The organism is Gordonia malaquae, from assembly GCF_037148075.1.
GTDB classification, from domain to species: domain Bacteria; phylum Actinomycetota; class Actinomycetes; order Mycobacteriales; family Mycobacteriaceae; genus Gordonia; species Gordonia malaquae.
Genome location: NZ_JBBCUB010000002.1, coordinates 331,991 through 356,694, shown reverse-complemented (window position 1 = coordinate 356,694; position 24,704 = coordinate 331,991). Strand labels below are relative to the sequence as shown.

General features: G+C 66.0%; 21 protein-coding genes. 19 read left to right on the top strand and 2 right to left on the bottom strand.

Features of this window, described 5'->3' with window-relative positions; all coding sequences use genetic code 11:
* Window positions 1–31 precede the first annotated feature (31 nt).
* Both metH and WFK36_RS08695 read left to right on the top strand, forming a co-directional pair.
* Complete coding sequence (gene metH / locus WFK36_RS08700) at window positions 32–3,643, top strand: methionine synthase (RefSeq protein ID WP_336791350.1); 3,612 nt, start codon at window positions 32–34, stop codon at window positions 3,641–3,643.
* Window positions 3,644–3,689: 46 nt separating this feature from the next.
* On the top strand, window positions 3,690–4,361 hold the full coding sequence (locus WFK36_RS08695) for an HAD family hydrolase (RefSeq protein WP_336791349.1): 672 nt from the start codon (window positions 3,690–3,692) through the stop codon (window positions 4,359–4,361).
* A 70-nt stretch (window positions 4,362–4,431) separates the two neighbouring features.
* On the opposite strand, the gene WFK36_RS08690 is transcribed toward WFK36_RS08695, so the two are convergent.
* A complete protein-coding gene (locus WFK36_RS08690) occupies window positions 4,432–5,178 on the bottom strand; it encodes a hypothetical protein (protein WP_336791348.1) in 747 nt (248 codons plus the stop codon).
* Window positions 5,179–5,262: 84 nt separating this feature from the next.
* On the opposite strand from WFK36_RS08690, the gene WFK36_RS08685 reads away from it, so the two are divergent.
* Together WFK36_RS08685 and hisG are read left to right on the top strand one after the other, a co-directional pair.
* Window positions 5,263–5,526: a phosphoribosyl-ATP diphosphatase gene (locus tag WFK36_RS08685; RefSeq protein WP_008376203.1), complete on the top strand. Its 264-nt coding sequence runs from the start codon at window positions 5,263–5,265 to the stop codon at window positions 5,524–5,526.
* Window positions 5,527–5,558: 32 nt separating this feature from the next.
* Complete coding sequence (gene hisG, locus WFK36_RS08680) at window positions 5,559–6,407, top strand: ATP phosphoribosyltransferase (protein ID WP_336791347.1); 849 nt, start codon at window positions 5,559–5,561, stop codon at window positions 6,405–6,407.
* A 9-nt stretch (window positions 6,408–6,416) separates the two neighbouring features.
* Here hisG and WFK36_RS08675 read toward each other — a convergent pair whose 3' ends face one another.
* Entirely contained in the window at window positions 6,417–7,274 is an 858-nt protein-coding gene (locus tag WFK36_RS08675) for a thioesterase family protein (RefSeq protein WP_336791346.1), read from the bottom strand.
* Window positions 7,275–7,338: 64 nt separating this feature from the next.
* Between WFK36_RS08675 and WFK36_RS08670 the strand changes: the two genes are divergently transcribed.
* The 15 genes from WFK36_RS08670 to WFK36_RS08600 all read left to right on the top strand — a co-directional run bounded on the left by WFK36_RS08670 (window position 7,339) and on the right by WFK36_RS08600 (window position 24,671).
* Entirely contained in the window at window positions 7,339–8,169 is an 831-nt protein-coding gene (locus tag WFK36_RS08670) for a tRNA (adenine-N1)-methyltransferase (protein ID WP_336791345.1), read from the top strand.
* Between the two features lie 31 nt (window positions 8,170–8,200).
* Window positions 8,201–9,880, top strand: coding sequence for a proteasome ATPase (gene arc, locus WFK36_RS08665; RefSeq protein ID WP_336791344.1), 1,680 nt, complete (start codon window positions 8,201–8,203; stop codon window positions 9,878–9,880).
* Window positions 9,881–9,960: 80 nt separating this feature from the next.
* On the top strand, window positions 9,961–12,618 hold the full coding sequence (locus WFK36_RS08660; RefSeq protein ID WP_419717476.1) for an FHA domain-containing protein: 2,658 nt from the start codon (window positions 9,961–9,963) through the stop codon (window positions 12,616–12,618).
* 16 nt (window positions 12,619–12,634) lie between these two features.
* The gene (gene dop / locus WFK36_RS08655; RefSeq protein WP_336791343.1) at window positions 12,635–14,140 is read left to right on the top strand and encodes a depupylase/deamidase Dop; all 1,506 of its coding nucleotides are present in this window, start codon (window positions 12,635–12,637) and stop codon (window positions 14,138–14,140) included.
* A gap of 78 nt (window positions 14,141–14,218) precedes the next feature.
* Entirely contained in the window at window positions 14,219–14,410 is a 192-nt protein-coding gene (locus WFK36_RS08650; protein WP_336791342.1) for a ubiquitin-like protein Pup, read from the top strand.
* A complete protein-coding gene (prcB, locus tag WFK36_RS08645) occupies window positions 14,407–15,231 on the top strand; it encodes a proteasome subunit beta (RefSeq protein ID WP_336791341.1) in 825 nt (274 codons plus the stop codon). Before WFK36_RS08650 ends, prcB begins: the two co-directional genes overlap by 4 nt.
* Window positions 15,228–15,941, top strand: coding sequence for a proteasome subunit alpha (prcA, locus tag WFK36_RS08640; protein ID WP_008376219.1), 714 nt, complete (start codon window positions 15,228–15,230; stop codon window positions 15,939–15,941). Before prcB ends, prcA begins: the two co-directional genes overlap by 4 nt.
* A gap of 1 nt (window position 15,942) precedes the next feature.
* Complete coding sequence (pafA, locus tag WFK36_RS08635) at window positions 15,943–17,301, top strand: Pup--protein ligase (RefSeq protein ID WP_336791340.1); 1,359 nt, start codon at window positions 15,943–15,945, stop codon at window positions 17,299–17,301.
* Between the two features lie 16 nt (window positions 17,302–17,317).
* Window positions 17,318–18,310 carry a helix-turn-helix transcriptional regulator gene (locus WFK36_RS08630; protein WP_008376223.1) on the top strand — a complete coding sequence of 331 codons (993 nt, stop codon included), beginning with the start codon at window positions 17,318–17,320 and terminating at the stop codon, window positions 18,308–18,310.
* Window positions 18,307–19,266 carry a helix-turn-helix transcriptional regulator gene (locus tag WFK36_RS08625; protein ID WP_336791339.1) on the top strand — a complete coding sequence of 320 codons (960 nt, stop codon included), beginning with the start codon at window positions 18,307–18,309 and terminating at the stop codon, window positions 19,264–19,266. Before WFK36_RS08630 ends, WFK36_RS08625 begins: the two co-directional genes overlap by 4 nt.
* A gap of 41 nt (window positions 19,267–19,307) precedes the next feature.
* Window positions 19,308–19,469 carry a hypothetical protein gene (locus WFK36_RS08620; protein WP_336791338.1) on the top strand — a complete coding sequence of 54 codons (162 nt, stop codon included), beginning with the start codon at window positions 19,308–19,310 and terminating at the stop codon, window positions 19,467–19,469.
* Between the two features lie 74 nt (window positions 19,470–19,543).
* Window positions 19,544–19,792 carry a Sec-independent protein translocase subunit TatA gene (tatA, locus tag WFK36_RS08615; protein WP_336791337.1) on the top strand — a complete coding sequence of 83 codons (249 nt, stop codon included), beginning with the start codon at window positions 19,544–19,546 and terminating at the stop codon, window positions 19,790–19,792.
* Between the two features lie 84 nt (window positions 19,793–19,876).
* Window positions 19,877–20,812, top strand: coding sequence for a twin-arginine translocase subunit TatC (gene tatC / locus WFK36_RS08610; protein ID WP_052005290.1), 936 nt, complete (start codon window positions 19,877–19,879; stop codon window positions 20,810–20,812).
* A gap of 3 nt (window positions 20,813–20,815) precedes the next feature.
* Window positions 20,816–23,575, top strand: coding sequence for a DEAD/DEAH box helicase (locus WFK36_RS08605; RefSeq protein WP_336791336.1), 2,760 nt, complete (start codon window positions 20,816–20,818; stop codon window positions 23,573–23,575).
* 103 nt (window positions 23,576–23,678) lie between these two features.
* Window positions 23,679–24,671 (top strand): DUF4333 domain-containing protein, encoded by a 993-nt coding sequence (locus WFK36_RS08600; RefSeq protein WP_336791335.1) that lies wholly within the window; start codon window positions 23,679–23,681, stop codon window positions 24,669–24,671.
* The last annotated feature ends 33 nt before the right edge of the window (window positions 24,672–24,704 follow it).

Genomic DNA, 24,704 nt, shown 5'->3' with positions numbered 1-24,704 from the left:
ACCGCGTTCGACGGCGAACTACGCTGGAGGGATGCCATACTCCGTCACGCGCCAGGATTCGTACGACTCGACATTGCTTCAGGCCATGTCGCGTCGTGTACTGATCGGTGACGGGGCCATGGGCACGATGCTTCAGGCCGCCGATCTCACGGTCGACGGCGACTTCCTCGGGCTCGAGGGCTGCAACGAGATCCTCAACGACACTCGCCCCGATGTTCTCGCCGACATCCACCGCAACTACTTCGAAGCCGGGGCCGACGTCGTCGAGACGAACACCTTCGGCTGCAACCTGTCGAACCTCGGTGACTACGACATCGCCGACCGCATCCGTGAGCTCGCTTACAAGGGGACCTCGATCGCCCGCGGCGTCGCCGACGAGATGGGTCCGTCTGCCGACGGAACCGACCGCTACGTCCTGGGCTCCATCGGTCCCGGCACAAAACTCCCCAGCCTGGGACACACCACGTTCGCCGTGATCCGCGACGCGTACCAGGAGTGTGTTCTCGGCATGCTCGAAGGCGGCGCCGACGGCATCCTCATCGAGACGTCCCAGGATCTGCTGCAACTCAAGGCGGCGGTCATCGCGGCACGTCGTGCGATGGACGAGATGGGTCGCCACCTCCCCATCATCGCGCACATCACCGTCGAGACCACTGGAACGATGCTCGTCGGATCGGAGATCGGCGCCGCACTGGCGGCCATCGAGCCGCTCGGAGTGGACGTCATCGGCCTCAACTGCGCCACCGGTCCGGCCGAGATGAGTGAGCACCTCCGGTACCTGTCGAAGCATGCGCGAGTACCCGTGTCGGTGATGCCGAACGCCGGGCTCCCCGTACTCGGGGCGAACGGTGCCGAGTACCCGCTCACGGCCCCCGAGATGGCGGAGGCGCTCGCAGGGTTCGTCCGGGACTACGGCCTGCAGTTCGTCGGCGGCTGCTGTGGAAGCACCCCGGAGCACATCCGCCAGGTGGCCGCGGCCGTCGCCGCCGTCGAGCCCAAGCCGCGCACACCGGAACACGTGTCGGAGACGTCGTCTCTGTACACGGCCGTGCCGTTCGATCAGGACGCGAGCTTCCTGGTCATCGCCGAACGCACCAACTCGAACGGTTCCAAGGCGTTCCGCGAGGCGATGATCGCAGGCGACTATCAGAAGTGCCTGGAGATCGCGAAGGACCAGACGCGCGACGGGGCGCACATGCTCGACCTCAACATCGACTATGTGGGCCGCGACGGCGCCGCGGACATGACAGAGCTCGCGTCGCGATTCGCCACCGCGTCGACGTTGCCGATCATGATCGACTCCACCGAACCCGAGGTGATCCGGGCCGGACTGGAGCATCTGGGCGGTCGGTGCGCCGTGAACTCGGTGAACTACGAGGACGGCGACGGACCCGATTCCCGTTTCGCGCGCATCATGCGGCACGCGGTGGAACACGGTGCCGCGGTCGTCGCGTTGACGATCGACGAGGAGGGGCAGGCTCGGACGGCCGACCACAAAGTCGCCATCGCCGAACGGCTCATCACCGACATCACCGAGAACTGGGGCCTCGCCGAAGAGGACATCATCATCGACGCCCTCACGTTCCCGATCTCGACGGGCCAGGAGGAGGTTCGCCGCGACGGCATCGAGACGATCGAGGCGATCCGTCGTCTCAAGCAGTCCCACCCCACGATCCACTTCACACTGGGCATCTCGAACATCTCGTTCGGTCTCAATCCGGCGGCCCGCCAGGTGCTGAACTCGGTGTTTCTGCACGAGTGCGTGCAGGCCGGACTGGACACGGCCATCGTGCACGCTTCGAAGATCTTGCCGATGGCGCGCATCCCCGACGAGCACAGGGAGACGGCTCTCGACCTCGTGTACAACCGCAGGCGTGAGCAGGGGACCGACGGTCCCGAGGACAAGGGCTACGACCCTTTGCAGAAGCTCATGGAGTTGTTCGAAGGCGTGTCGGCGGCGTCGGCCCGTGAATCCCGTGCCGCTGAGCTTGCGAAGATGCCGCTGTTCGAGCGACTGGAACGCCGCATCGTCGACGGGGAGCGCAACGGTCTCATCGAGGACCTCGACGAAGCTCGTGAGACCGTCCCGCCGCTGTCGATCATCAACGACACCCTGCTCTCGGGCATGAAGACCGTCGGTGAACTGTTCGGCTCAGGCCAGATGCAGCTGCCGTTCGTCCTGCAGTCCGCCGAGGTGATGAAGGCCGCGGTCGCCCATCTCGAACAATTCATGGAGGCCTCGGACGAGGACGGCAAGGGGCGGATCGTGCTCGCCACCGTGAAGGGCGACGTCCACGACATCGGCAAGAACCTGGTCGACATCATCCTGTCGAACAACGGCTACGACGTGGTCAACATCGGCATCAAGCAGCCCATCGCCACGATCCTCTCGGTCGCAGAGGATCAGCGTGCCGACGTCATCGGGATGTCCGGCCTGCTCGTGAAGTCGACCGTCGTGATGAAGGAGAACCTCGAGGAGATGAACTCGCGCGGCAAGAGCGAGTTCCCCGTCCTCCTCGGCGGTGCGGCGTTGACTCGTACCTATGTCGAGGGTGATCTCGCCGACATCTACGACGGAGACGTCCGATACGCGCGTGATGCGTTCGAGGGTCTGACGTTGATGGACGAGATCATGGCGATCAAGCGCGGGGAGGGACCAGACCCCGACAGCCCGGAGGCCAAGGCCGCTGCGGCAAAGGTCGCTGAGCGCAAGGCCCGCCGGGAGCGGTCGCAGCGGATCGCAGCGAAGCGCAAGGCGGCCGAGGTTCCCGTCGAGGTTCCTGCACGGTCGGACGTCGCCGCCGACAACGAGATCCCGGAGCCGCCGTTCTGGGGCACCCGGATCGTCAAGGGCATCCCGGTCGCCGAGTATCTGACGATGCTCGACGAGCGCGCGCTGTTCCTCGGCCAGTGGGGGCTTCGGGGCACGCGCGGCGACTCGGGTCCCGACTACGACGAGCTCGTCGAGACCGAGGGTCGTCCCCGCCTGCGCGAATGGATCTCGCGACTGGCCACCGAGGGAATCCTCGCCCACGCGGCTGTCGTGTACGGGTACTTCCCGGCTGTCAGCGAGGGTGATGTGGTGCATGTCCTCGAGTCGGCTGACCCGTCGTCGCCGATCCGGCACAGCTTCGAGTTCCCGCGCCAGCAGCGGACTCGTTTTCTGTGCATCGCCGACTTCATCCGGTCCCGCGAGGACGCGATCGAGGCCGGCCGTGTCGACGTTCTGCCGTTCCAGCTCGTGACCATGGGCCAGCCGATCGCCGACTTCGCGAACAAACTGTTCGCGGGCGACGAGTATCGCGATTACCTGGAAGTTCACGGCATCGGCGTGCAGTTGACAGAGGCGCTCGCCGAGTACTGGCACCAGCGGGTGCGGAGTGAGCTGACGTTCGACGGCGGTTCGATGGCCGACGGCGACCCGGATCGGCCGCAGGGCTTCTTCGATCTCGAGTACCGCGGAGCTCGCTACTCGTTCGGCTACGGCGCATGCCCGAGCCTCGAGGATCGCGCGAAGATGATCGATCTGCTCGAGCCGGAGCGCATCGGCGTCGAACTGTCGGAGGAACTCCAGCTGCATCCCGAACAGTCGACCGACGCCTTTGTGCTCCACCACCCGGAAGCGAAGTACTTCAACACCTAGGGTGGGGGCGGAGACATCATTCGCCACCAACCACCAGGAGGACACAGTGATCGACGAAGCAGGCCAGCCCGGAGCGGTCTTCTGGGACATGGACGGCACCCTGCTCGACACCGAACCACTGTGGGAGCAGGTCCTGGTGGAGTTCGCCAACAGACTCGGGATCGAGATGACCCCGGCGTTGCGCGAGTCGACGATGGGGAACAGTTCTCCCGACGCGATGACGAAGGTGTACGACGCCGCGCTCGTGCCCGAATCGGGCCGGGACTTCGAGGCCGACGAGGCGTGGATGGTTCAGCGAGTGATCGACCTGTTCGCGGCCGGTACGCCGTGGCGTCCCGGTGCGGTCGACGCACTGGACATGGTGGCCGCCGCCGACATCCCCATGGTGCTGGTCACGAACACGATGCGCGAGGTGACCGACGTCCTGTTGGAGACGATCGGTGCCGACCGCTTCGTCGCGACCGTCTGCGGGGACGAGGTGGAGGCGGGCAAGCCCGAACCGCACATCTACCGTCGTGCGGCGGAGATCGTCGGGCTTCCCGTGCGCCGCTGCCTCGCCATCGAGGATTCTCCGACGGGTGCGGCGTCGACGTTCGCCGCCGGTGTCCGAGCGATCATCATCCCGTCCGCGATCCCGGTTCCGCCGCGCCCGACCTTCACTTTCCGCGAGTCGCTTGTCGGGCTCACCCTGGACGACCTCGCAGCTGCTTTGGCCTGATGACTGAAATCGTCCCCGAGCCTAGACTCCAAGGGCTATTCGCCCTCTGTGAGCTCCCTCGGGGACGATTTCAGTCATAGTTCATTGCGCCGAAGAGATCGGTCGACCACACGGCGGGATCGAACGCTCCGGACTCGGTGTCGGTCGTCGTCCGTGACGCCGCGGATGTCGGCGAGTGTGTCCGCCCAGCCGAAGATGACGTCGTCGTAGATGAAGCGCATCGACATCCACCTGTCCATTCGTATTCGGCGATACCCGGCTGGACGACCACGTCGAAGCCGATCGCACGCAATCGCACTCGCATGATGCTCTCGGTGCCCGACTGCGAACGCTCGTCGACCTTCTCCAACAGACCGGCCAGTCTGTACCCGGTGAACGGTTCGAGCCGGAATCGAAGGTCGTCGACCGAGGTCCCCGTCGAGTTCAGATACGAATCGCACACGGCGATCCAGTCCTCCGCCGTCATACACGATGCCGCACACGCCAGCGCGTACTCGACCGGATCGACCGGGGTCAGTGTGGCCGGCGCGCGGCCGACCGGAGTGGTGCAGCCGGCGCGCTTCCCCGCACCGAGCAACGCCTTGCTCCGCCGCACGTGAACGCTCGAATATCCCGGCGGTACCCACAGGCCGCTGAGGGTCAGCGCGGACACGCACCCGAGAACCCGACCCGCCTTGACGGCGGACACGACGGTGGGATCAGCATCGTCGAAGGCGAACCACCCCTGACGGAGTCGCCGTACCCTGCCCTGCCGGATCGCAGTGCGCAACGTCGCATCGGTGAAGCCCAAGCGGCCCATCTGCGCTCGGCTGAACACCTTCACATCCTTCACATGAGGTAAGACGCACGACACGACCGACCGGTTCCACCGACACACTCGGGGCGTGAAACAATACGTCCCGTGAAGACCTTCGACGAACTGTTCGCTGAGCTGGCCGAGAAGGCGCAGACGCGCCCCGACGGGAGCGGCACCGTCGCCGCACTCGACTCCGGCATCCATACCCTCGGCAAGAAGATCATCGAAGAGGCCGGCGAAGTGTGGTTGGCCGCCGAGCATGAGTCCGACGACTCGCTCTCCGAAGAGATCTCCCAGCTCGTCTACTGGCTCCAGGTGATGATGATCAAACGTGGTCTGACTCCCGCTGATGTCTACAAGTACCTCTGAGCCGACCCGAACACCTCTAGGAACAACCACTCATGTTGCGTGTTGCAGTCCCCAACAAGGGCGCGCTCTCCGAAGCCGCCGCCGCGATCCTCTCGGAGGCCGGTTACCGTAAGCGGTCCGATCCGAAGGACCTGTCGGTCATCGACGTCAACAACGACGTCGAGTTCTACTTCCTGCGCCCGAAGGACGTCGCGATCTATGTCGGCGCGGGCACGCTCGACCTCGGGATCACCGGCCGCGACCTGGCGGCCGACTCCGGTGCCGAGGTCATCGAAGAAGTAGCGCTCGGTTTCGGGTCGTCGACGTTCCGGTATGCGGCCCCGAACGACCAGACGTGGACCGTCGACGATCTCGCGGGCAAGCGGATCGCGACGTCCTACCCCAACCTCGTCCGCCGCGACCTCGCCGCCCGCGGGATCGACGCCGAGATCATCCGGCTCGACGGCGCGGTGGAGATCTCCATCCAGCTCGGCGTGGCCGACGCCATCGCCGATGTGGTGGGTTCAGGTCGGACCCTGCGCCTACACGATCTGGCAGCTTTCGGAGAGTCTCTCTGCGACTCCGAAGCGGTCCTCATTCGGAACCCGGAGTCGGCGGAGGCGTCGAAGGCGGCCAAGCAGTTCATCGCTCGCGTGCAGGGTGTCGTGTTCGGTCAGCAGTACGTGATGATCGACTACGACTGCCCCAAGGCGCTCCTCGACCGCGCCGTCGCCATGACGCCGGGCCTCGAATCGCCGACGGTGTCGCCGATGCTCGACCCCGATTGGCTCGCGGTCCGGGCGATGGTGCCGCGCAAGACCCACCAGTCGCTCATGGACGACCTGTCGGAGATCGGCGTCCGCGCGATCCTCGCCTCCGACATCCGCTCCTGCCGCTTCTGAGCGGAAGCGTCAACGGACGTCGACGATCATGTCCGTCTGCGCGGACCGGCCGAGGAAGCCGGCCACGTCGTACAGGTCGGCGAACGTGGCGCCGTAGCCGTCGCGTCCCACCGCGAGCTCGGAGTCGAGACCCAGCCACGGGCTCGTCGGCTGTCCGACGAGGTGGACTGTCGTGTCCATGTTCATCCATGACCACTTCGTAGGGTCCAGGCGCGTTCCGACGCCGTTGGCCACATCGAGCACGGTGAAGATCGACTCCAGGTGCGATGGCGTCTCACCCTCGACGAGTTCGCGGTCCGGCCGGATCCAGATCGACGGCGTCGAGCCGGTGCGACCCTCCTGCCGGGCGATGACGGTGGTGCCGATGAACCCGACGCGTCCCCACGCGACGGCTTCGTCGCCCTCGGCGGGGAAGCCGACGATCTGTCGGAGGTCATCGGGTCCGGCGGGCAGCGGTTCGTTCGGGATGCTCTGGGCGTCCGCCGAGTCGGCCGCCAGGATCCGCCAGGCCACGGTGCGACCGGCGAGCCGGAACTCCCCGTCGGGCATCTGACATTCCAGTTCGGCCGTGACCTGCGAGATGCGGCGGCCGGGCCGCGACACCCAGGCGCGGACGCGGTTCACCCCCAGGCCCATGGCCCCGAGGATCTCCGTGGTCACCCGGGTGAAGTGCTGGCCGTCGTCAGCGACCGCCCGGACCATCGCACGCATCATCAGACCTGCAGGCGGGCCGCCGTGCTGCAAGTCGGCCGACCATACGCTGATCGTCGCTTCAGTGGGCTGGAAGTACTCGAACTCGGCGTCGGCCCCGGCGGGCGCCGCCAGCGGGACGTAGTAGCTCGTCGCCGTCGATTCACGATCTGCCATGGGCGTCACTCTATGCTGATAGCAGTTCATGCCCTGCTCTCGACCCGTAAGGAATCACCCACCGATGCCGACCACCGGCCCGTTCGCCGAAGGCGACCGCGTACAGCTCACCGACTCCAAGGGACGCAAGTTCACGGTGGTCCTGGAACCCGACAAGCAGTTCCACACCCACCGCGGCGGGATCGAACACAACGATCTGATCGGCGCAGACGAAGGCACGATGGTGAAGTCGGCCAACGGAACCGAATACCTCGCACTGCGGCCGCTGCTGACCGACTACATCCTGTCGATGCCACGCGGAGCGCAGGTCATCTACCCGAAGGACACCGCTCAGATCGTCGCCGAGGGCGACATCTTCCCCGGAGCGAAGGTCCTCGAAGCAGGCGCCGGATCGGGGTCGTTGACCCTGTCACTGCTCCGCGCAGTCGGCACCAGCGGCTCGGTCACGTCGTACGAGGTGCGTGACGATCACGCAGAACACGCGGTCCGCAACGTCGAGACGTTCTGGGGCGGCGCTCCGGACAACTGGAAGCTGATCATCGACGATCTCGCGAACCACGACCCGGCCGACCAGTTCGACCGGGTGATTCTCGACATGCTGGCGCCGTGGGAGCACCTCGAGCTCGTCTCGAAGACACTCAAGCCCGGGGGTGTGCTGACCGTGTACGTCGCGACGGTCACTCAGCTCTCCAAGGTGATGGAGGGCCTTCGTGAACTCCAGTGCTGGACCGAACCGCGGGCGTGGGAATCGTTCGTCCGGGATTGGAGCGCTGTCGGGCTGGCAGTGCGTCCGGAACATCGCATGCAGGGGCACACGGCGTTCTTGATCACTGCACGACGACTCGCCGACGGCACGGAAACCCTGCGCGTGCAGCGCCGTCCGACGCGCGGGTAGCGTAGAAACACGTAGCGATGAAGGAGGCCCGATGACCCCGACTGTGCAGTCAGGCGCGGAGTCCGGTGCGAGTGGCGACAGTCCGCAGGAGCGGATCGAGAAGCTCACCACCCGGAACACGAAGCTGACCGAACTCCTCAAGGAGGCGCGGCAGCAGTTGATCGCCCTTCGCGAAGAGGTCGACAACCTCGGCCAGCCGCCGAGCGGATACGGCGTCCTCCTCGGGGTCACCGACGGCGACACCGTCGACGTCTTCACCTCGGGCCGCAAGATGCGTCTCACCGTCTCCCCGAACATCGACACCGACACGCTGCGTCGCGGACAGTCGTTGCGTCTCAATGAGGCGCTGACTGTCGTCGAAGCGCTCGGATACGACGAGGTCGGCGAGATCTCCACCCTCCGCGAGATCCTCGCGGGCGGACGCCGCGCGCTCGTCGTCGGCCACACCGACGAAGAGCGTGTCGTGCAGTTGGCCGACGCACTCGTTCACCAGGGCGACGGTGGCGAGAGCGAGCGCAAACTGCGGCCCGGCGACTCGCTGCTCGTCGACGGCAAGGCCGGGTACGCACTCGAACGGATCCCGAAGGCCGAAGTCGAAGACCTGGTTCTCGAAGAGGTCCCGGATGTCGACTACGAAGACATCGGCGGTCTCCGTCGTCAGATCGAACAGATCCGCGACGCCGTGGAGCTGCCGTTCCTGCACAGCGACCTCTTCGCCGAGTACTCGCTGCGGCCGCCGAAGGGAGTGCTGCTGTACGGCCCGCCCGGCAATGGCAAGACGCTCATCGCCAAGGCCGTCGCCAATTCTCTCGCTCGCCAGATCGCGCAGGCGCGCGGCGACGATTCGAGTGAGGCGAAAAGCTACTTCCTGAACATCAAGGGGCCGGAACTGCTCAACAAGTTCGTCGGTGAGACCGAGCGGCACATCCGCTTGATCTTCCAACGTGCGAGGGAGAAGGCGTCCGAAGGCACTCCGGTGATCGTCTTCTTCGACGAGATGGATTCGATCTTCCGCACTCGTGGCTCGGGTGTCTCGTCCGACGTCGAGACCACGGTCGTGCCGCAGCTTCTGAGCGAGATAGACGGCGTCGAGGGGCTCGAGAACGTCATCGTGATCGGCGCGTCCAACCGCGAGGACATGATCGATCCCGCCATTCTCCGACCCGGCCGGCTGGACGTGAAGATCAAGATCGAACGGCCCGACGCTGAATCGGCCGTCGACATCTTCACCAAGTACTTGACCACGGATGTGCCGCTGCACGCCGACGAGGTCGCGGAGTTCGGTGGTGATCCGCAGGCCTGCGTCGACGCGATGATCCAGCGTGTGGTCGAGCGGATGTACGCCGAGACCGACGACAACCGCTTCCTCGAAGTCACGTACGCCAACGGCGACAAAGAGATCATGTACTTCAAGGACTTCAACTCGGGAGCGATGATCCAGAACATCGTCGACCGTGCCAAGAAGTACGCGATCAAAGCGCATCTCGAGAGCGGTCAGCGCGGTCTGCGGATCGGGCATCTGCTCGACGCGATCCTCGACGAGTTCGCCGAGAACGAAGATCTCCCGAACACCACCAACCCCGACGACTGGGCCCGCATCTCGGGCAAGAAGGGCGAGCGGATCGTGTACATCCGGACGCTCGTCACCGGCAAGGGAAGTGGCGCCAGCCGCGCGATCGACACCGAATCGAATACCGGCCAATACCTGTGACCAGGTTCCGGGGGACCGGACACGCCGTGCGGTCATTCCGGTGAACGGGGTGCTCGTCATTGACCGGCTAGTCTGATTCGGTGACGAGCACTCCAGGTATCACTCCGCTGCAGGTTCGGGTCGGGCAAGGTAACGCTCAGGTCATCCGCACCTCGCCGGCATCCCTCGGCCGGACGCCCGACAACGAGATCGTGGTCAACCATCCGCTCGTGTCGCGCAGGCACCTGTCGGTCGAGTGGTCGGCGTCGGCCGGGTGGCAGGTCATCGATGCGGGCAGCACCAACGGCATGTATGCGAACGGGGTGCGACAGAACGTCGTGACCGTCGGCACCGGCGCTCGTGTTCAGCTGGGTGACGGCCAGACCGGACCGATCCTCGAACTCACCCCGCAGGCGCCCGCACCGAAGACGCTCATCGGTCCGGCGGGTGATCACGCGCCACGAGCAGACGCCTCCGGTCGGCTGCCCGAGCAACGGACCACCCCGATCCAGTCCGGCCCACAACGGGCTCAACAGCCCCCGTCGTCGTCGACGCCTCCGCCGAAACCGCCGACCCGCCCGTTGGGCGGCCCGGCGTCTGCACCGTTCGGCGCCCAGCCGGCCCAGGCTTCCCAGCACCCGCAGTCGGCACCGTTCCAGGCTCAGCCGGGCGAGCGGGGCTGGCGTCCGGCTCCGCGTTTCGGTGAGCTCCAGAACGCACCTCACCTCGCGGCGCTTCACCAGAACGCCTCGGCCGTGTTCCAGGTGCCGGGGGAGCTTCGCAACAATGGCCGGGAGACGATCTCCCTGTCCGGCGTCCAGTCGATCGGCCGCACCCCGGACAACGACATCGTGGTCAGCGACGTCCTCGCTTCGCGGCATCACGCGCGACTCTCGTCCAGCCCACAGGGACTGCTGCTCGAAGATCTGGGCAGCGTCAACGGCACGTTTGTCAACGGCCAACGTGTCATGGCGCATCGGCTCAGCGAGAACGACGTCGTCACGATCGGCAACTCCGACTTCGTGATGTCCGGCGGGGCACTCGTCCGAGGCCGCCCGCAGGTCGAGGTGGCAGGCGGTGTCCAGGTCGACTCGGTGAGTCTCACCATCGACGGCAAGACACTCCTCAACGACATCTCGTTCAACGCCGCCCCGGGCACGCTGACGGCCATCATCGGTCCGTCGGGTGCGGGCAAGTCGACGGTGTCGAAGATCGTCGCCGGTCTCGGGAACCCGACCGTCGGTCTCGTCACGTTCGAGGGGCGTGGCGTGCACACCGAGTACGAGGCGCTCCGCACGCGTATCGGCATGGTCCCGCAGGACGACGTCCTGCACCGCAAGCTCACGCTCCGCCAGGCCCTTCGGTATGCGGCCGAACTACGGCTCCCCGCCGATTTGAGCACGGCCGACCGCGATCAGGTGATCGACGGCGTGCTCAGTGAGTTGCAGCTCACCGAGCATGTGGACACCCGGGTCGACAAACTGTCCGGCGGTCAGCGAAAGCGCGCGTCCGTCGCGATGGAACTCCTGACAGGTCCGTCATTGCTGATCCTCGACGAGCCGACCTCGGGACTCGACCCCGCGCTCGATCGTCAGGTGATGCAGACACTGCGCCGACTCGCCGACGCCGGTCGTGTGGTGCTTGTGGTCACCCACTCACTGACGTACTTGAGCCTGTGCGACCAGGTGCTCCTTCTCGCACCAGGTGGCAAGACCGCCTACTGCGGTGCTCCGAAGGAGGTCGGAGCAGAGCTCGGCACCACCGATTGGGCGGAGATCTTCGCGTTCACCGCCGATCAGCCCGACGCCGCGTGGGCGCGTTACCGACAGCGGCATCCGCACACGTCGAAACCGCCCGCGGCGCCGCCGAGCGGGCCGCCGATCACGGTGCCGCAGGCCTCCGGTGGGCGACAGGCGAGCACGGTGTTCCGCAGGCAGCTCCGCTTGATCCTCGCCGACCGCGGCTATCTCGTGTTCTTGCTGCTCCTGCCGATCGTTCTCGGACTGCTGACGAAGGTGATTCCGGGCGACCTCGGCTTCGGCAAGGCCGAGGTAGGTCTGCCGGGGCCGGGCGAACTGCCGAAGGTCTCGGTGGAAGCGGTCCAGCTTCTTGTCGTCCTGGTGATCGGTGCCGCCTTCATGGGTGCCGCACTGACGGTCCGAGATCTCGTCGGCGAACGCCCCATATTCGAGCGCGAGCGTGCGGTCGGCCTCCGTCCCGGCGCCTACCTCGTGGCCAAGGTAGTCGTGTTCTTCCTGCTCACTGCGGTGCAGAGCGCGATCATGCTGGGCATCTGCTTCGCCCTCAAGGGGGTTCCGGAGGAAGGCGGCGTGTTCCTTCCGCCGCCGGTCGCGCTGTTCGCGGCGATCACCGCACTCGCGTGTGTCAGCACACTCGTCGGTCTCGCGATCTCGTCGATGGTGAAGTCGAACGAACAGACGATGCCGCCGTTGGTCATCGTCGTGATGGTGCAACTCGTGTTCTGCGGCGGACTGTTCCCGATCACTGCGGCCGGCGCCGCTCAACTCGGGTGGATCTTCCCGGCCTACTGGGGTTACACGGCCGCCGCTCAGGCTGTCGACATCCCGACGATCAATCCCGATGCCGCGCAAGTGAAGACGACTCAGACCGAGAGCATGAAGTATCCGCTGTGGGAGCCGACAGCAACGCACATGATGATCTCCTACGGTGTGCTCGCACTGATGGCCGCACTGCTCATCGGGCTGGTGTACTCGCGCCTGCGGCTGCGTCGACGCTGACCGTTACGCTGAACTCATGGAGCGCATCATCGGCACGGAGGTCGAGTACGGCATCTCGGCGCCCGGAGACCCCTCGGCGAACCCGATCATGACCTCGACGCAGGCCGTTCTCGCGTATGCGGCGGCCGCGTCGGTCCCGCGGCGTGACCGTCGGACGAGGTGGGACTACGAGGAGGAGTCGCCGATGCGCGACGCCCGCGGGTTCGACCTCGGGCGCCATTCGGGGCCCGCGCCGATCATCGACGCCGACGAGATCGGCGCGGCGAACATGATCCTCACCAACGGTGCGCGGCTCTACGTCGACCATGCGCACCCGGAGTACTCGGCGCCCGAGGTCACCGATCCGCTCGACGCCGTGATCTGGGACAAGGCGGGGGAGCGAGTGATGGAGGAGGCTGCGCGTTTCGTCGCCAGCGTCCCGGGCGCTCCTCGCCTGCAGTTGTACAAGAACAACATCGACGGCAAGGGCGCGTCGTACGGCACCCACGAGAATTACCTCATGCGACGGGACACCCCGTTCGAATCCGTCATCACCGGGTTGATGCCCTTCTTCGCGTCACGTCAGGTGATCACCGGTTCGGGTCGTGTCGGGATCGGGCAGCGCGGGGAGGAACCCGGTTATCAGCTGTCGCAGCGGGCCGACTACATCGAAGTGGAAGTCGGACTGGAGACGACTCTCAAGCGCGGCATCATCAACACGCGGGACGAACCGCACGCCGACCCGGACAAGTACCGTCGCCTGCACGTCATCATCGGCGACGCGAATCTCGCCGAGACCGCGACGTATCTCAAGGTCGGCACCACCTCCCTCGTCCTCGACTTGATCGAGGCGGGCGTCGACCTGTCCGACCTGGCGCTCGCCTGGCCGGTGGACGCCGTGCACCAGATCAGTCACGACCCGACGCTGCGCGCGACGGTGGCCCTCGCCGACGGTCGTGAGATGACCGGTCTGGCACTGCAACGCGAGTACCTCGCACGCGTGACGGCGTTCCATCACGACCGGGACTCCGGCGACGAGCGCGCCGCGCACGTGATCGAGACCTGGGCCGACGTGCTCGACAAGCTCGAACGCGACCCCATGGAATGCGCAGACATCCTCGACTGGCCTGCGAAGCTCCGCCTGCTGGAGGGATTCCGCCAGCGTGAAGGACTGTCCTGGTCGGCGTCACGCCTGCAGCTCATCGATCTGCAGTACTCGGACGTCCGGCTCGACAAGGGGTTGTACAACCGACTGGTGGCCCGGGGCTCGATGAAGCGTCTCGTGACCGAAGAGCAGGTGCTCGCCGCGGTCGCGAACGCACCCGAGTCGACCAGGGCCTACTTCCGCGGGGAGTCGGTCCGCCGATTCGGCGCCGACATCGCGGCCGCGAGCTGGGACTCGGTGATCTTCGACGTCGGATCGGACAACCTGGTCCGCATACCGATGCCGGAACCGTTGCGCGGCACCAGAAAGCATGTTGGTGAGCTGTTGGAGTCCGCGACGTCGGCAGCCGCTTTGGTCGAGGAGCTCACTGCGGGCTGAAACCGGCGGTTCGCGGCCTCGGGCCCGGTGCGGCACCGGTAGGGTTGATCACACGACGATCCTTTCCAGGAGGCGAAGATGGCGCAGGAGCAGACCAACCGCGGTGGCGGCGCAGGTGACGACGAAGTGATCGGTGGCGGAGCCGCCGGTCAGGAACGCCGCGAGAAGCTCACCGAGGAGACCGACGATCTGCTGGACGAGATCGACGACGTCCTCGAGGAGAACGCCGAAGACTTTGTGAAGGCCTACGTCCAGAAGGGCGGGCAGTGATCGCCGATCGCGGCGGCCGCCCAGCACACGACATCTCGTCGTTCACCGAGTTCTTGCGGGTCACCGCCCCTGATCGATTGCCCGGCGCGACCGCTCTCGGGGGTGCGCCGATCAACGTCGAACAGGTGCCGCACGGCACCACGATTGTGGCGATCGCCTACCGAGGCGGCGTGATCCTCGCCGGTGATCGGCGCGCGACGATGGGGAACCTGATCGCCACGCGCGACGTCGAGAAGGTGTACGTCACCGACGAGTATTCTGCGGCGGGCATCGCGGGCACGGCCGGCATCGCCATCGAGATGGTGCGGCTGTTCGCGGTTGAACTCGAGCACTACGAGAAGATCGAGGGCGTTCGGCTCACTCTCGACGGCAAGGCGTCACGCCTGGCCTCGATGGTGCGGGGCAACCTCGGCGCCGCCCTTCAGGGACTCGCGGCGATTCCGCTGCTCGTCGGCTACGAACCGTCCGACGACGACCAACGACGGGGACGGATCTTCTCGTTCGACGTCGCCGGCTCGCGGCACGAGGAACGCGGCGGCTATGAGGCGATCGGATCGGGCTCGGTGTTCGCGCGATCATCTCTCAAGAAGTCGTACCGGTCGGACCTGACAGCTGCCGAGGCGCTCTCGGCAGCAGTCGAGGCTCTGTACGATGCGGCCGACGACGACTCCGCCACCGGCGGACCGGACCTCGTCCGACGGATCTTCCCGACGGCCGTGCGCATCGACGACGACGGCGCTCTAGCTGTCGAGGAATCGGAGATCGCGGCCGCCGCGCAAGCCGTCATCGACCGACGCGTCGAGCGGGAGGAGAACGCATGACGTTTCCGTACTATGCGAGCGCCGAACAGATCATGCGTGATCGTTCGGAGCTCGCGCGAAAGGGCATCGCGCGCGGGCGCAGTGTCATCGCGGTGACGTATGCCGACGGAGTGCTGTTCGTCGCGCACAATCCGTCCAACACGCTTCGGAAGATCAGTGAGATCTACGACCGGATCGGGTTCGCGGCGGTCGGCAAGTACAACGAGTTCGAGAGCCTTCGCAAAGCCGGAATTCAGCTGGCTGATCTCCGCGGGTACTCGTACGACCGAGCCGACGTGACCGGATTGTCCCTCGCGAGCGCGTACGCGAACACTCTCGGCACGGTCTTCACCGAACAGGCGAAGCCGTTCGAGGTCGAGTTGTGCGTCGCCGAAGTGGGTCGCGTCGGGAGCACCACACCGTCGCAGTTGTACCGCATCGGATACGACGGCTCGATCGTGGACGAACGGTCGTTCCTGGTCATGGGCGGATCCACCGAACCGGTGATCGCCGCGATGAAGGACTCGTACCGGCCCGACATGACCCTCGCCGAGGCGTTGCGAGTGTCCGCTCTGGCGCTCGCACCGGTGAATGCGGATGCCGAGGGCGCGGAGGCGGCGCCGTTGACCGCCGACGACATCGAGGCCGCCGTCCTCGACCGAACCCGGCCGCGGAGAGCGTTCCGACGTCTCACCGACGACCGGGTGACAGCACTGCTTCGAGAGGACTGACGTGGAACGCCGCATCATGGGCATCGAGACCGAGTTCGGTGTCACCTGCACCTTCGAAGGGCAGCGTCGACTGAGCCCGGACGAAGTCGCCCGGTACCTGTTCCGGCGTGTCGTCGCGTGGGGTCGGTCGTCGAACGTGTTCCTGGAGAACGGCGCGCGTCTCTACCTCGATGTCGGGTCGCATCCCGAGTACGCGACCGCCGAATGCGATTCGGTGGCGCAACTCATCGCCCATGACCGCTCGGGCGAGCGGATCCTCGAGGAACTGATCATCGACGCCGAGCAGAGGCTGGCCGACGAGGGGATCGGCGGTGACATCTATCTGTTCAAGAACAACACCGACTCGGCAGGAAACTCGTACGGTTGCCACGAGAACTACCTCGTCAACAGGATGGGCGAGTTCGGCCGGGTGTCGGACGTGTTGTTGCCGTTCCTCGTCACGCGCCAGTTGATCTGTGGCGCCGGAAAGGTCCAGTCGGTCGGCCAGGAGACCCGGCTCTGCCTCTCTCAGCGCGCAGACCACATCTGGGAGGGCGTCTCATCCGCGACCACCCGCTCGCGTCCCATCATCAACACGCGTGACGAGCCGCACGCCGACGCGGAGAAGTACCGACGGATGCACGTGATCGTCGGCGACTCCAACATGTCCGAGACGACGACGATGCTGAAGGTCGGCTCCGCTCTGTTGGTGTTGGAGATGATCGAGTCGGGCATCTCCTTCCACGACTTCGCGCTGGACAACCCGATCCGGGCGATCCGCGACATCAGTCACGACACCACCGGTCGTCGCGAGGTTCGCCTGGCGGGCGGACGGACGGCGACGGCCCTGTCGATCCAGCGCGAATACCACGCACGAGCGGTGACCCATCTCGCAAACCGCACACCCGATCCGGTGATGGACAGGGTGGTCGACCTGTGGGGGCGCACGCTCGACGCCGTCGAGTCGGGCGATTTCAGCGGAGTCGACACCGAGATCGACTGGGTGATCAAGCAGAAGCTGTTCCGTCGCTATCAGGACCGGTACTCGATGGACCTCGGCGATCCGAAGATCGCGCAACTGGACCTCGCGTATCACGACATCCGCCGGGGTCGCGGCGTGTTCGATCTCCTGCAGCGCAAAGGCCTCGCGGCGCGGGTGGTCACCGATGAGGAGATCGACGCCGCCGTCACGACGCCGCCGCAGACCACGCGAGCGAAGCTTCGTGGCGACTTCATCGCGGCGGCGACCAAGGCGCAACGCGACTTCACCGTGGACTGGGTGCACCTCAAGCTGAACGACCAGGCTCAGCGCACAGTTCTGTGCAAGGATCCGTTCCGAAATGTGGACGAGCGCGTCGATCGACTCATCTCGTCGCTCTAGCCTCTACGATGGCCGCGTGGCCACCGGAAAGAACGAGCGCCTGCTCAACCTCGTCATCTGCTTGATGTCGGCACGTCAGTACGTGACTGCCGACTATCTGCGGAAGAACGTGATCGGGTACAAGGACGCGCCCGACAAGACCGACGACACCTTCAAGCGGATGCTCGAACGTGACAAGAATGAGCTCCGTGAGATGGGGATCCCGGTGGAGACGGGCCGCAACCCGTTGTCGGCGGAAGACGGCTACCGCATCAAGCCCGCCGACTACGCGCTGCCGGCGGTGTCGTTGGAGGCGGACGAAGCGGCCGCAGTGGCGGCCGCCGCAGCGGTGTGGCGCGATCCGGACGTCAGTGTCGTGTCGCAGACCGCGGTGCTGAAGCTACGCGCTGCAGGGGTCGAGGTGGCGTCGCCGGACGAACTGGCCGTCATGTCTGGTGGAGCGACCAAGTCGATGGGGTCGGAGGCGACCATTCGTGGTCTGCTGAGCGCGATCGAGGCGCGGCAGTCGGTCACCTTCACGCACCGGACCGCGAAGGGGAGAGCCGAGCGCAGACTGGAGCCGTGGGGTGTGGTCGGCAATCGTGGACGCTGGTACGTCGTCGGTCACGACCTCGACCGTGACGCCACGCGAACGTTTCGGCTGTCCCGGGTGGAGAACGTTGCGACTGCATCCGATCGGGGATCGGTGCACGTGCCGACGGACGTCGACCTGAACGCACTCGTCGAGTCTGCCGTCTCGGGCGCGAACGGCGCCTCCGGCGTGACGGCGTCGATCTGGCTCGCCGCCGACCGTGGGCACGCCCTCCGCCGGCTCGCGACCACCACGACTCCTCATTCACTGTCCGGCGACGAAGGCGACGTCGTCCAGATCGAACTCCGTTCGCCGTCCGCCGTGATTCGGGCCGTGCTCGACGCGGGCGCCGACGCCGTCGTCCTCGAACCCGCTGACCTGCGCGCCGAAGTGATCGCCGAGCTCGATCGGCTCGTCGACATGGAGGTGACCCGATGAATGCCGCAGCACCCACCCGACTGTCCCGCCTGCTGGCGATGGTTCCGTACTTCCTGGCGCGGCCCGGCATAAAGCTGTCGGTCGCCGCTGCCGATCTCGGTCTCACCGAACGTCAGCTCACCAAGGATCTCGAGCAGTTGTTCGTGTGCGGCCTGCCCGGCTACATGCCGGACGACCTGATCGACATCGAGTTCTCCAGCGGATGGGTGCATGTCGGTTTCACCGCAGGCATGGATCGCCCGCTGCGCCTGACCGGCGCCGAAGCCAACGTGCTGCTCATCGCCCTGCGTATGCTCCTCGACGCGGGGGCGGTCGACGCGGACGCGGTCCGCCGTGCGATGGCCAAGATCGAAGCCGCGGTCGGGGAGACGCTGCGTCCGTTCGCCGCAGCCGACGTTGCCGGGCAGATCGCCGACGATCCCGTCCATAAGACGATCCGGTCCTCGGTGGCCGCCGGTCGGGCGCTCGCGATCCGCTACTACACGCCGAGCCGCGACGAAGTGTCTGATCGGATCGTGGATCCGATCATGATCCAGGCGATCGACGGGCAGAGTTACCTTGAGGCGTGGTGCAGAACCTCCGGCGGAGTCCGCCTGTTCCGCTTCGACCGCGTGTACTCGGCCGAACAACTCGACGAGGCAGCCAACCCTCCGAAACGTGCCGACCTCGAACCGATCGGTGGGACGTCGTCGTTGACCGGTGATCTGCCGACCGTACGGGTCGAGATCGACGCCGATGCACTCTGGTTGTTGGAGTACTACGCCGCGGAGGCCGAGACCGAACTGAACGGTGAACCGGACGGCCCGATCGTCGCAGTCCTCCATTACGGCTCGGCCCAGTGGCTCGAACGCTTCCTCCGCAGCTTCGGCGGTCGGGTGCGGCTTCTCGAAGGTGAAGCCGACGATGTGGCCGCGGCAGTGCACACCACCGCGGTAGCGGCTCGCGCCCGATACTGACTGAACGACTGGATACGCCCGCACCGGGCAGAATCGACCACATGTCGCCATCTGATCGAGTCCGTGCCGCAGCGTTCAGTGCAGGTTGGTGGCCGGTGCCCGGGTCGCAGAGTGTGTCCGTTCTGGTCACGGTCGGGTCCGCGTGGCTGGTCGGCGTTCGGCGATCGAGTGGCGTGCAGGGGCGCGACACCCTCACCGCGTGACACAGATCGGGCGAAATCTCGCGCGCCGGGTAGAGTCGGAGACGACATCTGTTACTCGTGTGGAGGTTTTGGTCATGGGCGCCCTTTCCTGGTGGCACTGGGCAATCGTTCTGGTGGTTCTCGTTGTGCTCTTCGGCTCGAAGAAGCTGCCCGAGGCCGCACGTGGACTCGGTCGTTCGATGCGCATCTTCAAGTCCGAGATGGCCGAGATGGCCAACGACGGATCCGACAGGAAGGCTGCCGAGGATGCTCCGCGTGAGCTTCCCGCGGTCGACCCGACCGTCGAGGTCAACGTCGACGTCGAGAAGAAGAAGTCGGCCTAGCCGCCATCTGTCACTCGCGTGGGAATCAACCTCCGTCGACTCGATCCGCGCAAGCGGCGCAGTAAGACCAATCCGAACGGCTCGATGCCGTTGGCCGAGCACTTGTATGAGCTCCGCTACCGGCTGCTGCTGTCGCTCGCTGCGATCGTGCTGACGACCGTTTTCGGATTCATCTGGTACACGCACGGCCCCGGGCCGATCGAGTCGCTCGGAGAGCTGCTTCGCGGCCCGTATTGCGAGCTCGACCCGTCGGTCCGTGCGACGCTCACTCCGGACGGATCGTGCCGCCTTCTCGCAACCGGTCCGTTCGACCAGTTCATGCTGCGGCTGCAGGTGGCGCTGACCGCGGGAATCGTCATCGCCTGCCCGATCTGGTTCTACCAACTGTGGCGGTTCATCACCCCCGGCCTGCATGCCAACGAACGCAAGTACGCGGTCAGCTTCGTCTCCGCCGCCGCGGTCCTGTTCGTCGCAGGCGCAGTGCTCGCCTACATCGTCGTCGCGAAGGCGTTCGAGTTCCTCCTCACCGTCGGACAAGACGTCCAGGTGACGGCGCTGTCCGGCGATCAGTACTTCAGCTTCATGCTGCACTTGCTGATCATCTTCGGCATCAGTTTTGAACTGCCTCTGCTGATCGTCGCGTTGAACATGGTGGGGATCGTCAGTTACAAGCGGCTCAAAGCGTGGCGCCGCGGTCTGATCTTCACAATGTTCGTCTTCGCCGCCATCGTGACGCCGGGTCAGGACCCGTTCACGATGCTTGCGCTGGCGTGCGCGCTCACGGTGCTGCTCGAGTTCGCGATCCAGATCGCGCGCATCCACGACAAGCGCAAGGCGAGGCGGAACCCGGACTGGGCCGACCTGTCCGACGACGAGGCGTCTCCGCTCGACCTCGCGAGTGACCGCGCGACGACAACCGCGGTGCCCGCTCCGACGCAGGTGGCGTCATCGGGTCCGATCGGCGCCACGCGGAGCCGGAATTCCGTTCGCACAGATTCGGCGTTCGATGAGATCCTGTAGGGGATGAGCACAGACGCACCGGCCTCCGGACCAGAACTGACCGCTTTCACCTCCCGACTCGACTTCGGGATCGACGACTTCCAGCGTCGAGCGTGCCAGTCCCTCGAAGAAGGCCGTGGAGTTCTCGTCTGTGCTCCCACCGGCGCAGGCAAGACGATCGTCGGAGAGTTCGCCGTCCACTTGGCGCTCGCCGAGGGCGGCAAGTGTTTCTACACCACACCGATCAAGGCGCTGAGCAACCAGAAGTACCACGATCTCGTCGAGGTGCACGGCAGTGAGAACGTCGGTCTGCTGACCGGCGACAACTCGATCAACTCGTCGGCCCCGGTGGTCGTGATGACGACCGAAGTGTTGCGCAACATGATCTACGCCGACTCTGCTGCGCTCGTCGGCCTCTCCCACGTCGTGATGGACGAGGTCCACTTCCTCGCTGACCGGTTCCGCGGTGCGGTGTGGGAGGAGGTGATCCTCGGGCTCGACCAGAGTGTCCGCGTGGTGAGCTTGTCGGCGACGGTCAGCAACGCCGAGGAGTTCGGCGATTGGATCACCACAGTCCGCGGCGACACCGCCGTGATCGTCGACGAGCATCGCCCGGTGCCTCTGCACCAGCACATGCTCGTCGGGAACCGGATGTTCGAACTCTTCGACAGGCGCGGGCGCGGCACCGAGAAGGGGAAGCGGCAGGTCAACTCCGAACTGTCGCGGTACATCAAGCACCGCATGCTCAGCCCGGACGCGGTCGGCGGGTACGAGGATCGCCTGTCTCGGGAACGCAGGCGGCGTGGCAACCGGACCGGGGGAGTGAACCGGCCCCGCATGATCGCGAATCTCGAGGCAGAGGGTCTGCTTCCAGCGATCGACTTCATCTTCTCCAGAGCCGGTTGTGAAGGCGCTCTTGCGCAGTGCCTGCGTTCCGACCTGCACCTGCTCGAACCCGACGAGGTGGCGAAGGTCGATGCGGTGGTCGACGCACATCTCGCCGAACTCGCGCCCGGCGACTCCGATGTGCTCGGCGTCGACGACTGGCGGTGGGCGCTGAGACGGGGATTCGCCGCGCACCACGCGGGAATGCTCCCGACATTCCGGCAGGCAGTCGAGGAGCTCTTCTCCCTCGGCCTGATCAAGGTGGTGTTCGCAACTGAGACGCTTGCACTCGGCATCAACATGCCGGCCCGCAGTGTTGTCCTCGAACGCCTGGTGAAATACAACGGCGAATCGCATGTCGACCTGACACCAGGGGAGTACACCCAGCTGACCGGACGAGCAGGCCGACGCGGCATCGACGTCGAGGGACATGCGGTGGTGATCTGGACACCCGAGGTGCAGCCAGAACGGGTCGCCGGACTGGCGGGCGCCCGAACCTTCCCCCTGCGGAGCTCGTTCGCACCCGAATACAACATGGCGATGAATCTGATCGACCGCCTCGGCGTGGACGGCTCACGGGCTCTCCTGCGTCAGTCGTTCGCTCAGTTTCAGACCGACAGGTCGTTGGTGGGCCAGGCGCGTCAGTTGGACAACGCCGATCGGACGCTTCGCAAGCTCAACAACGAGATCGACGCTGCGGCGGGACGCAGCGGCATCGACCCGGAACGGTTCACCGAGTACGTGGGTCTTCGTGAGGACATCCGTCGAAAGGAACGCGCCCAAAAGTTCGTGCGTCGCGTCGACGGTGCTCACGCGATCGCCGAGGATCTGTCGGCGTTGACGCGCGGTCAGGTGATCTCGGTCGAGACCGGTCGGCACAAGGGCCTCGCCGTGGTCCTCGAAAGCGCGTGGAAAGGGGCCGACCCGAAGCCGCTCGTCCTCTCTGAAGACGGGTGGGTCGGTCGAGTCGGGACCGACGACTTCGTGAACCCGCCGGTTGTCCTCGGCGGTATTCGTATTCCGAAGAACGCCGACACTCGCTCACGCCACGCCCGACGCGAGATCACGGCGGCGCTGCAGAAGTCCGGGATCGAGCGGCCCCGCGGCAAGGTCAAGAAGAAGGCCGCCGAGCCCGACTACGAACTCGACGAGCTCCGGCGCAGACTGCGAACACATCCGATGCACAAGGCGTCCGGACTGGACGAGCTGTACCGGATGTCGGAGCGACGCGCCCGCGTGCAGCGCGAAGTCGCGGCGCTGGAGAAGGCCGTCCACGAGCGGACGTCGCAACTGGAGACCGATTTCGACGCTGTCGTCGGTGTGCTCGTCGAACTGGACTACCTCGAGGACGACGGAGCGGGGTCGCTACGCGTGACGCCCACCGGCGCCGTGCTACGTCGCATCTACAGTGAGAGTGACCTGCTCGTCGCCGAGTGCATCCGAGCCGGCGTGTGGAACGGACTCTCGCCGTCGGACCTCGCTGCCGTCGTGTCGTCGGTGCTGTTCGTCTCCAGACGCGAGTCGTACGGTGCCGGTGTCGACTCGATGTCCGGCAATCCAGCGATGCGGGACGCACTCACCGGGACGATTCAGGTGTGGGAGGCGACCAATCGGGTGCAGGACCGACACGGAGTCGTTCAAACGCGTGAACCGGATACCGGATTCTGCGCTGCCGTGTCGGCGTGGGCGTCGGGCCGATCGTTGCGCGAAGCGTTGGGCGCGGCCGGTTCTCAGGGGAATCTGTTGTCGCCGGGCGACTTCGTGCGGTGGAACCGCCAGGTCATCGACCTGCTGGAACAGATCCGGCTCGGTGTGGATCCCGCCGATCCGCTCGCAGGCGCCGCGAAACGAGCGGTTGCCGGAGTTCGCCGCGGAGTGGTCGCGTCGGAGCTCAGCTGACCTGCGCGACACCGCCGTTCGTCCCCGGCGTCGAGTGCGCTCTGGGGTAGCCTGACACCCGATAGAGAAACGGGCATTCCCCATCGATGAGGAGAGGTCTGCGATGACCACTGGTAACGAGCCGACCGACGCGGGCGCGAACGCGCCTGGGCCCGACGCGAACAACGACGCGACGTCGATCGTCGAGCGTCCCGACCTGTCGACGAACGACGACAATGCAGATGCGACGACGATCTCTCAGCTTCCGGTGACCCCTGCGCCGGCTCAGCCGACCGAGCTCAACAAGCCGTTGCCCGCGACTGAGATCAACCAGCCTCTGCCGCAGCAGAACGCACAGACGACGCAGTACACAGCGCCCGGTGCGCCCGCGGCGCCGGCTCCGGGTTTCCAGCCGCCTGCCGCAGGCCAGCCCCAATACGGTCAGGCCCAATACGGTCAGCAGCCGGCGTACGGACAAGCCCCCGGCTACGGTCAGGCTCCTCAGTACGGCAACCCGGCACAGCCGCAGTACGGGGCTCCGGCCGCTCCGCAGTACGCCGCACCGGGACAGGCGCCGCAGCAGGCCGCACCCGCACAGCCGGGATTCGGTCAGCCGCAGTACGGCGCGCCTGCGCAGCCCCAGGGCGGTGCGCCCCAATACGGTGCTCCCGCATACGGTGCGACAGGCCAGCCGCAATACGGAGCGCCCGCATACCCCGGCGGTGTGGACCTGAACGCGACACTGGATCCGAATGCGCCGAACCCGGCAGCCCCCGGCGCGAAGGGCGGCAAGGGCAAGCTCATCGCCGCCATCGTGGGCGGCCTGGTCGTCGTGGCGGCGATCGTGCTGCTCACCGCGTTCGTCTGGCCGAAGTGGGCCCAGGGAGGACTCTCACAGAGCGCCGTTCAGGACGGTGTCCAGAAGATCCTCACGCAGCCTGAGCCCGACGGCTACGGGATCTCCGACGTCAAGGACGTCAGCTGCCCGGACGGTCAGAAGGTCGAGTCGGGCACCACGTTCACCTGCTCGGTGAAGGTCAACGGCGAGAACAAGCACGTGACCGTGACCGTCAAGGACTCCGACGGAACGTATGAGGTGTCCCGTCCCGTCAATTGACCGGTGACATACGAATCGGCCCGAACCCCGGCA

What these genes read in the sequence shown, in the direction of transcription:
- metH (WP_336791350.1), top strand. Translation starts at nt 32, where the DNA reads ATGCCATACTCCGTCACGCGCCAGGATTCGTACGACTCGACATTGCTT.
- hisG (WP_336791347.1), top strand. Translation starts at nt 5,559, where the DNA reads ATGTTGCGTGTTGCAGTCCCCAACAAGGGCGCGCTCTCCGAAGCCGCC.
- WFK36_RS08675 (WP_336791346.1), bottom strand. Translation starts at nt 7,274, where the DNA reads ATGGCAGATCGTGAATCGACGGCGACGAGCTACTACGTCCCGCTGGCG.
- WFK36_RS08670 (WP_336791345.1), top strand. Translation starts at nt 7,339, where the DNA reads ATGCCGACCACCGGCCCGTTCGCCGAAGGCGACCGCGTACAGCTCACC.
- arc (WP_336791344.1), top strand. Translation starts at nt 8,201, where the DNA reads ATGACCCCGACTGTGCAGTCAGGCGCGGAGTCCGGTGCGAGTGGCGAC.
- dop (WP_336791343.1), top strand. Translation starts at nt 12,635, where the DNA reads ATGGAGCGCATCATCGGCACGGAGGTCGAGTACGGCATCTCGGCGCCC.
- WFK36_RS08650 (WP_336791342.1), top strand. Translation starts at nt 14,219, where the DNA reads ATGGCGCAGGAGCAGACCAACCGCGGTGGCGGCGCAGGTGACGACGAA.
- prcA (WP_008376219.1), top strand. Translation starts at nt 15,228, where the DNA reads ATGACGTTTCCGTACTATGCGAGCGCCGAACAGATCATGCGTGATCGT.
- WFK36_RS08625 (WP_336791339.1), top strand. Translation starts at nt 18,307, where the DNA reads ATGAATGCCGCAGCACCCACCCGACTGTCCCGCCTGCTGGCGATGGTT.
- WFK36_RS08620 (WP_336791338.1), top strand. Translation starts at nt 19,308, where the DNA reads ATGTCGCCATCTGATCGAGTCCGTGCCGCAGCGTTCAGTGCAGGTTGG.
- tatA (WP_336791337.1), top strand. Translation starts at nt 19,544, where the DNA reads ATGGGCGCCCTTTCCTGGTGGCACTGGGCAATCGTTCTGGTGGTTCTC.
- tatC (WP_052005290.1), top strand. Translation starts at nt 19,877, where the DNA reads ATGCCGTTGGCCGAGCACTTGTATGAGCTCCGCTACCGGCTGCTGCTG.
- WFK36_RS08605 (WP_336791336.1), top strand. Translation starts at nt 20,816, where the DNA reads ATGAGCACAGACGCACCGGCCTCCGGACCAGAACTGACCGCTTTCACC.
- WFK36_RS08600 (WP_336791335.1), top strand. Translation starts at nt 23,679, where the DNA reads ATGACCACTGGTAACGAGCCGACCGACGCGGGCGCGAACGCGCCTGGG.